Source organism: Endozoicomonas acroporae (genome assembly GCF_002864045.1).
Lineage (GTDB): Bacteria > Pseudomonadota > Gammaproteobacteria > Pseudomonadales > Endozoicomonadaceae > Endozoicomonas > Endozoicomonas acroporae.
Window position 1 is genome coordinate 25,565 of the sequence record NZ_PJPV01000040.1, and the last position, 14,676, is coordinate 40,240.

Annotated in this window: 15 protein-coding genes; all 15 read left to right on the top strand. The window is 49.4% G+C overall.

Annotation, left to right across the window (positions count from 1 at the left end; genetic code table 11):
- Nucleotides 1–63 precede the first annotated feature (63 nt).
- The 15 genes from CX664_RS06275 (at nucleotide 64) to ccmI (ending at nucleotide 14,332) form a co-directional block, all read left to right on the top strand.
- On the top strand, nucleotides 64–1,302 hold the full coding sequence (locus CX664_RS06275; protein ID WP_101745908.1) for an NAD(P)/FAD-dependent oxidoreductase: 1,239 nt from the start codon (nucleotides 64–66) through the stop codon (nucleotides 1,300–1,302).
- Nucleotides 1,299–2,120 carry an aldo/keto reductase gene (locus CX664_RS06280; protein WP_101745909.1) on the top strand — a complete coding sequence of 274 codons (822 nt, stop codon included), beginning with the start codon at nucleotides 1,299–1,301 and terminating at the stop codon, nucleotides 2,118–2,120. Before CX664_RS06275 ends, CX664_RS06280 begins: the two co-directional genes overlap by 4 nt.
- Before the next feature lie 218 nt (nucleotides 2,121–2,338).
- Nucleotides 2,339–3,802, top strand: coding sequence for a sigma-54 dependent transcriptional regulator (locus CX664_RS06285; RefSeq protein WP_101745910.1), 1,464 nt, complete (start codon nucleotides 2,339–2,341; stop codon nucleotides 3,800–3,802).
- A 589-nt stretch (nucleotides 3,803–4,391) separates the two neighbouring features.
- Nucleotides 4,392–5,249, top strand: coding sequence for a MinD/ParA family ATP-binding protein (locus CX664_RS06295; RefSeq protein ID WP_101745912.1), 858 nt, complete (start codon nucleotides 4,392–4,394; stop codon nucleotides 5,247–5,249).
- A 2-nt stretch (nucleotides 5,250–5,251) separates the two neighbouring features.
- Nucleotides 5,252–5,989 carry an RNA polymerase sigma factor FliA gene (locus CX664_RS06300; protein WP_101745913.1) on the top strand — a complete coding sequence of 246 codons (738 nt, stop codon included), beginning with the start codon at nucleotides 5,252–5,254 and terminating at the stop codon, nucleotides 5,987–5,989.
- Between the two features lie 242 nt (nucleotides 5,990–6,231).
- Nucleotides 6,232–6,693 carry a rhodanese-like domain-containing protein gene (locus CX664_RS06305; protein ID WP_101745914.1) on the top strand — a complete coding sequence of 154 codons (462 nt, stop codon included), beginning with the start codon at nucleotides 6,232–6,234 and terminating at the stop codon, nucleotides 6,691–6,693.
- 300 nt (nucleotides 6,694–6,993) lie between these two features.
- Nucleotides 6,994–7,653, top strand: a complete 660-nt coding sequence (gene ccmA, locus CX664_RS06310; protein ID WP_241693360.1) for a cytochrome c biogenesis heme-transporting ATPase CcmA — start codon at nucleotides 6,994–6,996, stop codon at nucleotides 7,651–7,653.
- Nucleotides 7,622–8,338 (top strand): heme exporter protein CcmB, encoded by a 717-nt coding sequence (gene ccmB / locus CX664_RS06315; protein ID WP_420810347.1) that lies wholly within the window; start codon nucleotides 7,622–7,624, stop codon nucleotides 8,336–8,338. Before ccmA ends, ccmB begins: the two co-directional genes overlap by 32 nt.
- A gap of 148 nt (nucleotides 8,339–8,486) precedes the next feature.
- Complete coding sequence (locus CX664_RS06320; protein ID WP_101745916.1) at nucleotides 8,487–9,221, top strand: heme ABC transporter permease; 735 nt, start codon at nucleotides 8,487–8,489, stop codon at nucleotides 9,219–9,221.
- Nucleotides 9,221–9,550 (top strand): heme exporter protein CcmD, encoded by a 330-nt coding sequence (gene ccmD, locus CX664_RS06325; protein ID WP_241693359.1) that lies wholly within the window; start codon nucleotides 9,221–9,223, stop codon nucleotides 9,548–9,550. Before CX664_RS06320 ends, ccmD begins: the two co-directional genes overlap by 1 nt.
- Entirely contained in the window at nucleotides 9,547–10,041 is a 495-nt protein-coding gene (gene ccmE / locus CX664_RS06330; protein WP_101745917.1) for a cytochrome c maturation protein CcmE, read from the top strand. The genes ccmD and ccmE overlap by 4 nt, the downstream gene beginning before the upstream one ends.
- Nucleotides 10,031–12,043: a heme lyase CcmF/NrfE family subunit gene (locus CX664_RS06335; RefSeq protein WP_101745918.1), complete on the top strand. Its 2,013-nt coding sequence runs from the start codon at nucleotides 10,031–10,033 to the stop codon at nucleotides 12,041–12,043. The genes ccmE and CX664_RS06335 overlap by 11 nt, the downstream gene beginning before the upstream one ends.
- Nucleotides 12,040–12,618 carry a DsbE family thiol:disulfide interchange protein gene (locus CX664_RS06340; protein ID WP_101745919.1) on the top strand — a complete coding sequence of 193 codons (579 nt, stop codon included), beginning with the start codon at nucleotides 12,040–12,042 and terminating at the stop codon, nucleotides 12,616–12,618. The genes CX664_RS06335 and CX664_RS06340 overlap by 4 nt, the downstream gene beginning before the upstream one ends.
- Nucleotides 12,615–13,157, top strand: coding sequence for a cytochrome c-type biogenesis protein (locus CX664_RS06345; protein ID WP_101745920.1), 543 nt, complete (start codon nucleotides 12,615–12,617; stop codon nucleotides 13,155–13,157). Before CX664_RS06340 ends, CX664_RS06345 begins: the two co-directional genes overlap by 4 nt.
- A complete protein-coding gene (gene ccmI, locus CX664_RS06350) occupies nucleotides 13,157–14,332 on the top strand; it encodes a c-type cytochrome biogenesis protein CcmI (RefSeq protein WP_101745921.1) in 1,176 nt (391 codons plus the stop codon). The genes CX664_RS06345 and ccmI overlap by 1 nt, the downstream gene beginning before the upstream one ends.
- Nucleotides 14,333–14,676: the final 344 nt, after the last annotated feature.

Below are 14,676 nucleotides of genomic sequence, written 5' to 3' on the forward strand. Positions count from 1 at the left end.
CATACTGTGAGCTATGTTATAATGTCGTCCGTTTCAGGTCATCTCAGATAGTTGAACTCTCTTATGTCTCAAACTGTTGAAGCCGATGTGGTGGTGATTGGCGGTGGTATTGCCGGTCTCTGGTTATTTCGCACCCTGAATACTCTGGGCTATCGAACCCTGTTGCTGGAGCAGAATGCTCTGGGCGGTGGTCAGACCATAAAATCCCAGGGCATTGTTCATGGCGGTACAAAATACACGTTAACAGGTCAGTTAACCAATGCTTCCCAGGCCATTGCCGGTATGCCGGAGCGCTGGCGTAATGCCCTGGCTGGCAAGGGTGGGGAGGTGGATCCGGATCTCCGTTCGGCCCGTATTCTGTCTGAATACCACTATCTCTGGTCGCCAGGTGATATTGGCTCACGACTGACCTCTTTCTTTGCCAGCAAAGCGCTTCGTGGACGGGTTGATGCATTAACCAGTGAGCAGTTTCCAGCCATTTTCAAACATGATGGTTTCCGCGGAAAGGTATATCAGCTCAATGAAATTGTTCTGGATATTGCCACCGTTACCCAGGCGCTGGTCAGTGGCCTGGAAGATAAAACGCTGAAAGTAGACTGGAGTGAGCAGGGTAATGCCCGGTTGTTAACCAATGCCAACGGTGAGATTGACGCTGTTGCCCTGGCGGATAGCAATGGTCAGACCACCCTGTTACAAGCCAAACGGTTTGTGCTGGCTGCGGGTGAAGGCGCTGAGGCGCTATTGAATACCTGGGGTGTCAGTCATCCAAAAATGCAGGTACGTCCCCTGCAGATGGTCATGGTTCGTCATTCCCATCCTGAACCTATCTACGCCCATTGTCTTGGCACAACACCACTGCCGAGAATGACCATTACCAGCCATCCGGATGCCGATGGCAAGTGGGTCTGGTATCTCGGCGGAGGCATTGCGGAAGATGGTGTCAAACAGTCTGCTGAAGAATTGATTGCCACGGCAAAAAAAGAGCTGAAAGCGCTGTTGCCCTGGGTAGACCTGAGCCAGGCTGAGTGGGACACCTTGCGGGTCAATCGTGCTGAGCCCAAACAGAGCCGCCTGCTTCGTCCGGATGCGGCATTTTGTCAGCCGGTGGCTAATGGTATTGTCACCTGGCCGACTAAGCTGGCACTGGCTCCTAACCTCTCTGATGAAGTGGTTCGTTTGCTGCAGGAGGATAATATTCGTCCAGCGACTGATAACAATTGCGATATGCCTGAAGGATTTTCCCGGCCTGATATCTGTCCAAACTTCTGGCAGGGACATTTTGCACAAGGGAAGACATCATGAGTCAGTGTCTTGTTAAAAAGCAGATAGCCGGTACTGATCTTGAAGTGTCACCGCTGGGTTTCGGCACCGTTAAGTTTGGCCGGGATCAGGGCGTAAAGTACCCGGAACATTTTACGATTCCTGATGACCGTGAAATGCTGGATCTGCTTACCCTGGCCCATACCCTGGGCATGAACCTGCTGGATACGGCTCCGGCCTACGGCACCAGCGAGGAACGCCTTGGTCAGTTGTTTGCCAAACATAAAGGGCTGCGTGAACAGTGGGTCATCTGCAGCAAGGTTGGTGAGGAGTTTGTCACTGTTGAAAATGGTCAGGGGGAGTCTTATTTTGATTTTTCTGAGCAGCATATCCGCTTCAGTGTCGAGCGGAGCCTGAAGCGCCTGAATACCGATGTGATTGAATTGCTGCTGGTGCATTCCAATGGTGATGATGTCAATATCATTGAGCAGACAGGTTGCCTGGAAGTGCTGGCTGATCTGAAAAAGGAGGGGAAAATCCTCGCTTCGGGTATGTCCTCCAAAACGGTTGCCGGTGGCATCCTGGCGCTGGAACATTCCGACGTTGCCATGGTGACCTATAACCTGAACGAACAGGGCGAAAAGCCGGTATTGGACTATGCGCTGGAACATGGCAAAGGCATCTTTATCAAGAAGGCCCTGGCCAGTGGTCATGCCTGCCTGTCAGGACAGGACCCCGTTCTGGAAAGTATGAAACTGGTGTTTTCACACTCGGCGGTTTCTTCAGCTATTGTTGGCACCATCAATCCTGCCCATATGCGACAGAATGTGGAGGCGTACCTGAAAGCCAGTGGGATTTAAGCTGGTTCGGGGGCTTCTAACTATTTATAGGAGAGGCTCCCATGAATAAAGGATATGGTTTAAATAATTTTCTTTTATGATTTTTTGAAATAAAAAACAAACAAAAATTTGACGAACTCACTTTTTGGTTATTTACTGAAATAATAAGAAGTAATTTAATTTCGAAAATTTGTATCTACGCTGTAAAAAATTAATCGGATGACAAGGATCGTCGTCTTATGGAAACAGCTGAGCAGGTACTCATCATTGAAGACGCGGAGCAGCGTCGGCATGACTTCAGCACTATTTTGCAGTTTATGGGCTATCACACCGTGGCTATCAGTGCAGCCTACTGGGAAGATGCCGTTAGTGCTTATCCCCCGGAAACCTTCAGTGCCTTATTTCTAGGTGATTTTTTACAGGCAGAAAGCTCCCTGCAGGGAATGCTTTCCAGAGTCCAGGGCTGGTGTGGTGGCGTTCCGGTTATCCGGATTGCGGAGTCACTGCCAGACAATCTGTCGTTAGCACTGGCCAGGCAAATCATTGCACGGGTTGACTGGCCATGCAGCAAGCCGCAACTTTTATCCAGTTTGCATTATGGTCAGGTCTACCGTGAGCAGTGGCGTCAGGCACACCAGACTGGCTACAACCAGCAGGTACAATTGTTCCGTGGACTGGTTGGCAAGAGTGAGCGTATCCGGAAAGTTCGGGCCGCCATGGCCCAGGTGGCGGATCGGGACGTCAATGTTTTGATCACCGGTGAGTCCGGCACCGGCAAAGAAGTGGTTGCCCGCAATCTTCATGAGCATTCCTATCGCAGAAGTGCGCCATTTGTTCCGGTCAATTGCGGTGCTATCCCCACTGATCTGTTAGAAAGTGAGCTCTTTGGCCATGAAAAGGGGGCTTTCACCGGTGCTGTGACCAGTCGCAAGGGACGGTTCGAGCTGGCCCAGGGTGGCACACTGTTTCTTGACGAAATAGGTGATATGCCTCTGCACATGCAGGTCAAGTTGCTCAGGGTTCTGCAGGAGAGAACCTTCGAACGGGTTGGTGGAACAGAGCCTATTGAGGTGGATGTTCGAATTATTGCTGCAACCCATAAGAATCTTGAAAGTATGATCACTGAGGGAAGCTTCAGAGAAGATCTTTATTACCGTTTGAATGTATTTCCCATTGAGATGCCTTCGTTGAAAGAGCGGCCTGAAGATATTCCGCTGATGATTAATGAGCTGACCCATAATATGGAAAAGCAGGCCAGGGGATCAATCCGACTCAGTTCCGCGGCAATATTATCGCTTTGTCGGCATGACTGGCCGGGTAACGTCCGGGAAATGGCCAATCTTCTGGAGCGCCTGGCGATTATGTATCCCTATGGGGTTATTGGTGTTCAGGATCTGCCAGAAAGTTTTTGTCATCTCGATTTGATCAGCCAGGAAGATGATGGTGTGGCTGATTTATTTCCAGACAGTATCCAGCCAGCCGGTGCTGCTACTTCGGAAGACCTTGCGGTACTGCCGGTAGGAGGGTTGAACCTTAAGGAATATCTGACCCGACTGGAAAAGAGTTTGATTCAGCAGGCACTGAGTGACTGTAATAGTGTTGTTGCCAGGGCAGCAGACAAGTTGCAGATTCGGCGAACGACCCTGGTGGAAAAAATGCGCAAGTATGGTCTGCAGAGATATGAGGATTCTGTGAAAACCTGATATTCAGTGGTGCAGAAAAAATGGCTACATATTTTGTAGCCATTTTTTTTGCTAACAGATTCATTCTCGGATTTACTGAATTGCTGCTTTACGGTTTTTGTTTCTGAATTGTTCTGTTGTACTTCGACTCCCTTCTTCTTCTTGCTGCTCCACTGTTCGATAATTGTTGCTGATTGGTTTGCAGGTAATCCTTTATTTGCATATTTAATGAATGCGCTAATCGACATTATGTCACGATCTGGTTTTTTTCTTCCCTGTTTTGTCGGTCAAATGCTGCCATTTTTGCGTCACTATAAAGTGACACTGTCAAATAACTATCTTTTTAGAAAGTTCAAAAAAGTGTTCAAGATATTTTCTAAGCAACCGAAAATTAATCTATGTCAAAAAAATAGCGAAATGAAATCGGTGTTGTTTTAGAAAGTTGTTAAAAAACAGGTGGTTGTGTTTTTTTATTTTTCTTTATGTATTTTTTTGGGGTTTGGTAGCTGTTTTTATTTTTCAAATCAAAGTTGGCATGTTCATTGATATGTATATTTTGTCGTTTTTCTATATGCATTTTCTGAGCAATTGAAAAATTAAAGTGAGAACGATGGCGCAAGCAAAGAAAAGAGTGATTGCGGTTTCAGGATGTAAAGGAGGTGTCGGTAAAACCGTAGTTGCAGTAAACCTTGCCCTGGCGATGGCAAAGCTGGGTCAGCGTGTCGTTTTGATGGATGGTAATCTTTCTGTACCAGATGTTGAGTTCACCCTCGGGATGAATGAAGAAGGTTTAAAAGAACAATTGTCGTCTGATTTTATTTTTTCATCTCCTGCTGAAGATGAGCTCGCGACTGAGAGCTCGGGCGATCAGCAGAAAGGACTGTTGGATGGTCCGTCGGGTGTAAGGGTATTTACACCGACTGCTCAGGGAGACTGGAAAGACAGTATTCAAATTATTCAGGCAGTAGAATTGATTCAGGACATGGATGATCTTGCGTCAGATCTGGATACTTTGATTATTGATACGGCTCCGGGCCTGGCCCCGGATAATGTAACTCTCATTCAGGCGGCAACAGAGGTGGTCGTTGTCGTCAGTCAGGAAGACGTGTCTGTTATTGATGCTGTTCGACAGATAAGGCTTCTGTATCGGGTTTTCAATGTTCACCAGTTTTATATTGTTGTTAATCTGGTGAGCAGCAGAAGAGGCGGTGCTAAACAGTTTGAGAAATTACAGGAGTATCTGAAAGACGACAAACAGATAGTTTTAAGCTATCTGGGGGCAATTCCACATGATAAGGCTGTAAGTGAAGCGGTATTACAGCAGTCGGCACTGTTGACTGTCAGTAACGATTGTCGGGCTGCAAGAGCGTTTCACAGAATTGGACATCAGCTAGCAAAATTACCGGTGCCTGAGCCAAAAGGTCGTATAGAATTCTTTTTGCCTGGTAGGATCAAGGAGAGGATCTAATCATGACAGAGACAGCACAGGACGTGCAAACCAAGTCGGCACAAAAAACGACACTGAACATGGAAGAGATGGTGATAAAACATCGCTCATTGGTAAAAAGAATTGCCAATCATCTCGCCGCAAGAATGCCCGCCAGTGTTCAGATTGATGATCTGGTCCAGTCAGGAATGATTGGGTTGCTTGAAGCAGCTTCAAAATATGATGCATCCAAAGGTGCCAGTTTTGAAACGTTTGCCGGTATTCGAATTCGTGGCGCAATGCTGGATGAAATTCGAAAAGGGGACTGGGGGCCAAGATCAGTATATCGCAACAGTCGTCGTATTACTGAAGCGGTCCAGGTTGTTGAAGCGAAACTGGGAAGAGATGCCCGGGATTCTGAAGTCGCCAAAGAGCTTGATGTGAAAATTGATGAGTATTACACCATTCTGAGTGATTTAAGAGGGTGTCGTCTTTTTAGTTATGAAGAGTTGTTTGACAGTGAAGAATCAAGAATGCAGGCTCGCTCAGGAGACAGGGGGCCCTCAGCAGATATTCAGGAAGAAAAATTTAAAACAGCACTGATTGAAGCCATTGATAAACTGCCTGAAAGAGAAAAGCTGGTATTGATGCTTTATTATGATGAAGAGATGAATCTGAAAGAGATTGGTAAAGTGTTAGGGGTCAGTGAATCAAGAGTCAGCCAAATTCATTCTCAGGCTGCACTGCGTTTAAGGTCACGGTTGCAAAACTGGCTGAGTTAACGTCTCAGCCACACCGTTTTAACAGGGCAGTGACGAAATATGGTCAAGCGTCGGGAAAAGGGGCGTTTTCTTTTTTGATTTTGACAGCGTTCAGTTGAGTTGATCTATTTTCAGAAATATATGCCGGTTATATGCTGCATAGCTTTGAACATTTTATTTTTAGTTTCTTATTGTTCCAAGTGAGTGGGTCTTAGCTCCATATACTTCTTTTATTAAGTTGTTTAATAACGGACCTGCATAATATGAAATGGACTTCTATCTCGGCCGCCATTCTGTTGTCGGCACTCTCCTTTATTCTTCCGGCTCAGGAAGAAGCACCAGAAGAAATTAATGGTGTGATTACCATCAATACCCACCAGGCAAAACGCCTTCATGATATTGGCGCGCTCTTTATCGATGTGCGTCCCTATCAACAGTGGCAATATGGACACGTAGACGGATCTCACAGCCTTGATCTAAGGGGTGGGTTTCGTCAGCTGCTGGTTCCGGGGGTTCTGGAAAAAGAGACCCCTATCGTGATCTACGGTAACAGTACATACCATATGAGAGGGGCCATTGGCAGTTATCTGGCCGCATTATGGGGTTATGAACGGGTGTTTTTTCTCAGGGACGGTTATTACTCCTGGTTAGCCCTGGATTATCCGGTGACATTGAAGTCTGATGTTGTGGGTGAGTCCTACACCACAGGGGTTATGGCGCAGTAACAACGCCTTGATCCTTGCAAATACTTTCCTTCTGTACCCGTTTTCAAATGCCCTCTATCTTTACTTTCTCTAATGGGAGTGAAGATCGGTATGCTCTGAGACCTTTCCGGGCTTCTTCAATACTTGTAATGAACACTATTTACCCCCGCAGTCAGTAAAATTTCCTGATATAATCGCCAACCAACGCTATATAGGGACATCTTGGAAAGCAGGGCTTTTCATTGCTCATGGCTGTGCTGCTTTGCGAATCAGGGTCTCGGCGATACACGCTTTTGGATTCAGGAGTTCGCTTTGCTTAATGTGGTTCAGTTGAGCTGTGAGCGGGACGACAGGCTGCTGTTCAGTAACCTGTCCTTTCAGCTTGGTAGTGGAGAAATACTCCAGATTGAGGGGCGCAACGGTGCTGGTAAAACATCGCTGCTTCGCATCATTGCTGGCTTTTCATCCAGTTTGAGTGGCGATATTTTCTGGAACGACCAGCCTTTATCGGCAGTGTATGCTGACTTTCGTCTTGACTGTTTTTTTCTTGGCCATAAACCAGGGCTGAAACTGGATCTGACGCCTCTTGAAAATCTTGTCTGGCGAGCCAGACTGGCCAATACCATCATCAATCGGGAAGTATTGCTCGCTGCCCTTGATCGGGTCCAGCTTGCCGGTTATGAAGATATTCCCTGTAGCCATCTATCCGCCGGGCAGTTAAGGCGGGTGGCGTTTGCCGGGTTGATTGCCAGCCCGGCACGGCTCTGGATTCTCGATGAACCATTCACTGCGATTGATATTGAAGGTGTCTCCTGGCTGGAGAGACTTTTTGATGAGCACACCCATCAGGGAGGTATGGTGCTGGTTACCAGCCATCAACCCTTGAATGATCGTCAGGGAAAACTGCGTAAGTTGAATGTGGAGCACTTTGGCGAAGAAAGGAGTGTTGATGGTGAGAGGGGGCAAGATGTCCAGGGTTGACCAGCCATCCATGCGCGGTTTCTCAGCCTGCCTGGCCCTGATTCGCCGGGACCTGACGCTCACGTTCCGGTCACCCGGTCAGGCCATTAATCCCATGGCGTTCTTTCTGATGGTGGCTACTTTATTTCCCCTTGGGATTGCGCCGGATCGGGAGGTGTTGTCAGAACTGGCAGCAGGCATTATCTGGATTGGTGCTCTACTGGCTGTTTTGCTGTCGCTGGACTCATTGTTTAAAAGCGACCAGGACGACGGGGCGTTGGACCAATTACTGATGTCGCCACATCCGCTGCCCTTACTGGTATTGGCCAAGGTGTTCAGTCACTGGTTAACCAGCGGTTTTTGTTTAACACTAATGGCACCATTGCTGGCCATTATGTTGCATCTGCCATCTGAAGCTTTTTCTCCTCTTATGATGACGCTGTTATTGGGAACACCAGTACTCAGTCTGGCAGGAGCCATCGGTGCTGCCTTAACGGTAAAAGTCCAACGTGGCGGCGTGTTGCTGACCCTGCTTTCGTTACCGCTTTACATACCGGTGCTGATTTTTGCCACAGGGGCCGTTAGTGCTGCAATGCAAAACATGCCGTATACAGGTCATATTCTCTGGTTGTCTGTGTTCCTGATACTTGGGATATGTCTGGCACCACTGGCGATTGCCGGGGCATTAAGGGTAATTAATGAGTAATGAATATGTTTCAGTATACGGTAAAGAGACGTGTCTTTATTCAGGCAATTTCTTGAAAAGTGGAGAGATTTCCAGCACTCTCTGCCTGCAGAGAATCCCTGCAAAATCAGGTCGCATTGGTGGCGGCCTCAGTAAGTAGAACAAGAGTATGAACTGGACGTTTTTTCATAAGTTGGGTTCTCCCAAGTGGTTTTATGATATCAGCGGTAAGTGGTTGCCCTGGCTTCAGGTGTCCTCCCTGGTGCTGATATTGGTGGCGCTTGCCTGGGGGCTGGCGTTTACCCCTCCGGATTACCTGCAGGGCAACAGTTACCGCATCATCTTTATTCATGTGCCTGCTTCGTTCCTTGCCCAGTCGATCTATATGATGATGGCAACAGCCGCTGCTGTAACCCTGATCTGGCGAATCAAACTGGCGGATATGGCGCTGAAAGTCATGGCACCTGTCGGGGCTTCTTTCTGCATACTCTCTCTGGTTACCGGAGCCATCTGGGGGCAACCGACCTGGGGGACCTGGTGGGTATGGGATGCCCGCCTGACCTCCATGCTGATTCTGCTCTTTCTCTATATCGGTATTATTGCCCTGCGCGGTGCCATCCACACCACAGAGGCCGCCGCAAAAGCCTGCGCCATTCTCAGCCTGGTGGGGGTGGTCAACATCCCGATCATCAAGTTTTCGGTGGATTGGTGGAATACCCTTCATCAGGGCGCCACATTGAAACTGACTGAAAAACCTTCCATGGCCCCGGAAATGCTGTGGCCCCTGTTATTGGCCATTCTCGGATTTTATCTGTTTTTTACTATGGTCATGGTGCTTCGTCTACGTATAGAAATTATCAGTCGTGAAAGAAAGACCCGCTGGGTAAAAGAGCTGGTGAGTTGATGTCTATGTATTTTGACAGTTGGAGCGGTTTTCTGGTCATGGAGGGGCACGGCCTCTATGTCTGGAGTGCCTACACGATGGCTTTGGCCGTGATTGCTTACAATCTGATTGCACCGTTTATGGCAAGGCGGCGGATACTCGCACAGTTAGCTGCACAAGTGAGAAGACAAGAGCGATTGGTGCAAAGAAAAGTGATCGTGAATGAGGTCACTACAAGCAGAGGTGATAACAATGAGAATCGCTCTGCCAACCCTGAAAACACACAACTAAAACATCGCCCCGGGCGACAGGAAGAAGGCTCTGAGTCTGTAGAGAGGAGTGCTCAATGAATGCAGTTCGCAAACAGAGATTAATACTCGTATTACTGCTGCTGGCAGGCGTTGGGGTGGCAGTGGCTCTGATGTTGTTTGCGCTGCGCGAGAACATTAATCACTACTTTTCACCCGCTCAGATGGCTGCCGGTGAAGCTCCGGCAGGTCAGCGGATGCGTGGTGGTGGCCTGGTTGTTCCGGGTTCCGTTGAGCGTGATACCAAAAGCCTAAAGGTCAGTTTTCGCATCACGGATGGAGCCGGAGAGGTGACGGTGCACTATGAAGGTATTCTGCCTGACCTGTTTGTTGAAGGCTCTGGTGTAGTTGCCCTCGGAACGCTTGGTGATGACGGTGTTTTCGCGGCGACGGAAGTCCTGGCCAAGCATGATGAAAACTATATGCCGCCGGAAGTTCAGAAAGCCATTGATGAGGCACATCCCGGTTACACCAGGCCGGCGGTACAAACCACTGCTCAAAGTGAGCTGAGGAGCTTGCAAGATGGTAGCTGAAGCTGGTCTGCTGGCTCTGATTATTGCTTTGTGCCTGAGTCTGTTACTCAGCATTTTTCCGCTGGTGGGCAGTTACACCGGTAATCTCCGGTTGATGAATCAGGCCCGCTCCCTGTCTTGGGGACTGTTTGCCTTTGTGGGCTTTTCGTTCTTGTGTCTGGTCTGGGCATTTATTACCGACGACTTTTCGGTGGATTACGTCGCCAGGCATTCAAACAGCCTGTTGCCGGTACAGTATAAAGTCAGTGCCACCTGGGGAGGGCACGAAGGGTCGCTGCTGATGTGGGTGCTGATTCTGGTTGGCTGGATGGCGATGGTGGCTGTTAAGAGCGACCGCCTGCCCCCTGAGTTGGTCGCCCGAGTGCTCTCGGTCATGGGGATGATTACCGTTGGCTTTTTGCTGTTTACCTTGCTGACGTCCAACCCGTTTAACCGGATTCTGCCTTTCCCACCGGAGGATGGGGCCGACCTTAACCCTCTTTTGCAGGACTTTGGCCTTATCGTCCACCCTCCCATGCTGTACATGGGGTACGTGGGGTTTGCCGTTGCCTTTGCCTTTGCCATTGCTGCTCTGCTGGGTGGCCAGCTGGATACCGCCTGGGCCCGATGGGCAAGGCCATGGACGACAGTGGCCTGGGTGTTCCTGACCCTGGGGATTTCCCTGGGAAGCTGGTGGGCCTATTACGAGCTTGGCTGGGGTGGCTGGTGGTTCTGGGATCCGGTGGAAAATGCTTCTCTGATGCCCTGGCTGGTGGGAACAGCGCTGATGCACTCCCTGGCAGTGACAGAAAAACGCGGTCTGTTTAAGAGCTGGACGTTACTGCTGGCCATTTTTACCTTCTCATTAAGTCTGCTGGGCACGTTCCTGGTTCGCTCCGGTGTGCTCACCTCGGTCCACGCCTTTGCCAATGATCCGGAACGAGGTGTTTTTATTCTCTTTTATCTGATGATTGTCGTAGGTGCATCACTGACGCTGTTTGCTCTCAGGGCCCCTGAGGTACGCAGTCGTATCAGCTTTTCCATGGCCTCCAGGGAAACGCTGCTGCTGGTCAATAATATTTTGCTGACCGCCAGTGCTGCTACCGTGCTGCTTGGAACATTATTCCCGCTGCTGCTGGAATCCCTCGATATGGGCATGATTTCGGTAGGGCCTCCTTACTTCAATTTTGTCTTTGTGCCAATGGCCATGTTGCTGGCGTTTGCCCTGGGGTTTGGGGTTCTGCTCAACTGGAAGAATGGTTCCGTGAAATGGCTGATCAGCCAGACCCGATGGACTTTTCTGGTATCCATTCTGGGTGGTTTAGGGTTCAGCCTGTTCTACGGTGACGCTTTGGCCAAAAATTTCCTGATCAGTGAAGTGCTGGCCATGGCCCTGGTGCTGTGGATCGTGCTGACCATGGTCCGGGATATTCTGAATAAAACCCGAAACACCCGGGCAAAAGCCGGGCTGGTTGATGCGTTAAAACGGTTGAAACCAGCGTATTACGGAATGCATCTGGCGCATCTGGGGCTGGCAGTCACCATTGTTGGTGTGGCCATCACCAGTGGCTACAGCAGCCAGCGTGATTTGCGCATGGCTCCGGATGACCGGGTAACGCTTGGTGAGTATCAGTTCCGTTTTGATGGTGTCAGTTTACAGCCCGGCCCTAATTACACATCCAACTATGGGTCTGTCACTGTCTACAAAAATGGTCGTCAAATAGCGGTGTTACATCCTGAGAAGCGAGTCTATACCGCACAGCAAATGCCTATGAGCGAGGCTTCTATCGACCCCGGATTAACCCGCGATATTTACGTTGCCCTGGGTGAACCATTGGGTGATGACGGCAGCTGGGCATTGCGACTTCATATCAAGCCCTTTGTCCGCTGGATCTGGCTGGGTTCCCTGTTTATGGGTCTGGGTGGTGTGCTGGCGATCTCAGACCGGCGCTACAGAATGAAAGTTCGTCAGAAAGTGAATGCATTGAGACCACTGGGTAATGAGGGAGTAGCCAGCGCATGAAGCGACGATTGCAACTGTTTTTACCACTGGCGATTTTTCTCGGGCTTTGCCTGATGTTTTATGTGGCGCTGTTCCGGGAGAACCCGGGCGAGCTGCCCTCTGCCCTGCTGGATCAGCCTTTGCCAACATTCGAGCTGCCAACGGTGAAAAATCCAGACAGAGCAGTGACCAGAGAGAGCCTGCTGGGTGAAGTCGCCCTGATCAATGTCTGGGCTACCTGGTGTCCTGCCTGTCGTGTCGAGCACCCCTATCTGGTGGATCTGGCCAATAAAGGCGTACCCATTTACGGTGTGAACTACAAAGATGATCAGCCTGAAGCCAGAAAATGGTTGAAGACGCTGCACGACCCTTATCGTTTCAGTATCAATGATAAGAGTGGTTCACTGGGCATTGATCTGGGTGTTTACGGGGCACCGGAAACCTATTTGATCGATCATCAGGGCGTCATCCGTTATAAACATGTCGGCATTGTTGATGCCAATGTCTGGAAGAATGACCTTGAGCCCAGGTTCAGGCACTTGCAAAAACAAGTGCTCAAGGCACAGGCAAATAACCGTGAAGGGGGGGGCAGATGATACAGCGCATAACCTCCCGATTGATCGTTGTGCTGTTGACCGTACTGTTTATGGGAACAGCTTATGGTGTGATCGACTCCTATGAGTTTTCGACACCGGAACAGGAACAGCGCTTTTTCGAGCTGACCAATGAACTGCGTTGTCCAAAGTGTCAAAACCAGTCCATAGCCGATTCTAATGCGCCCATTGCCCAGGATCTTCGGCGGGAAGTGCACCGCCTGTTGAATGAAGGCGCAGACAACCAGACAGTCATCGATTTTATGCTTTCCCGCTACGGTGAGTTTGTGCTTTACAAACCCCGTATTTCCGGGGTGAATCTGGTACTCTGGCTTGGGCCTTTGCTTCTGCTGTTGGCTGGTTTGGCAGTACTTGTTGTTGTGGTTCACAAGCATAATGGAGCGGTTTCGGAATCGGCAGAAGCGGCTCCCGATGGACATAACGCAGAAGAAGAGTTACTGGATAAAAAGCTGAATAGATTTCTGACAGGCCATTTGAGCACACACTCATCAAAAGACAATAAAACGGATGGTAAAGAGTAATGATGGAGTTCTGGTTAATAGCCGCATTGCTGATTGCCATTGCTGTGCTGATTTCGGTCTGGCCATTGATAAAGCCAGCCGTGTCAGCACTGGATGATACTGAGTCTGAAGAGTCGGTAAATGTTGCCAGTTTCCGAGACCAGATGGCAGATCTGGACTGGCAGCTGGCACAGGGTCTGGTGTCGTCAGACGAAGTGGAAAAGCTGAAACTGGAGTTAAAGCAGAAACTGGCTGATGAGTTAGGTGATGAGCAGCAAGCAAGTGCATACTCCCTGTTGAAAAAGCCCGGGTTTGCTCTGCTGATTGCACTGATTGTGCCGGTGTCCGCTGTATTCCTTTATTTCAAGCTGGGTGCCACCACTGAGATTGCTGTGGTTAACGCCCTGAACAATGGCAACCTCAATGGTGAGCAGGTGGAAACGGTACTTAAAGAGTGGGTGGCCAAGCGGCCGGAGAATAATCAGGCGCTGTTCATGCTGGGCAGCCATTACCTGAGAACAGGCAAGCTGGAGGAAGCAGTTAAAACCTACCGGCACCTTGCCAGAATCAGTAATGGCCATCCCCAGGTCACTGCGGAACTGGCGCAGGTACTATTTTTAAGCAGTAATAATGTGGTTACACCTGAAATTCGTGAGCTCTATCAGCAGACACTGCTGAAAGATAGCCAGAATACCACGGCATTGGGATTGAAGGGGATTGATGCCTTTACCAGGGGTAACTATCAGGAAGCAATTACCGCCTGGCAGCTGGCGTTGACCCATGAAGTGGATCCCGCAGCCCGGCAGTCATTGAGTGCGGGTATTAATCAGGCGCGTTCAATGCTCGGTGATACCGTGGTTGCCCTTCGGGTCATGATCGATCTGGCCCCTGAGCTGGGTGAGTTGCCAGATGATGCGCGGGTGGTGGTCTTTGCCCGGCCAGCCGGTGATGCCAAACAGCCTCCGCTGGTGGCTGTGCCTCTGAGTGTTGGAGATCTCCCCAGGGAAGTCTTGCTTGATGATAACAGCGCCATGATGATGGGCGGACAGCTGCTGTCATCCATCGAGAGTCTTGATATCACCGCACGGATCAGCCTCACTGGCAATGTAATGTCCCCTGATTATCAGGTGCAGGCAAAAGGGGTGAAAACCACGGCAACTGAGCCTGTCAGGCTGACATTTACGCCAGCGGGTTAAGCATTTGAACTAAAGAACCACAAAACAGTCTGAAACTATCAGAAATACTGGAAGTCGTCTTTTTCATTTCGGAAAGGGCGACTTTTCTATTGACTGTGTTAATGTGTAAGATCTGGATTGAAAGAAGTATCAACTCTTTCAAACAAACGATTCGCTATGACAAGGAACCGGAGCCCAAAGCAACATGCTATGAATGGTGGTTTTGCCGGAGCATAAAGCCCCATAGCGTGAACTATTGGTCAGTATTCAGGCTCAAATATCGTAAGTAGTTAACCAAATGAAATCGTATTTTCTGACTAAGTTGTCAGTTACTCTGCGGCGTTACAACTCCGGTCACATAGCTA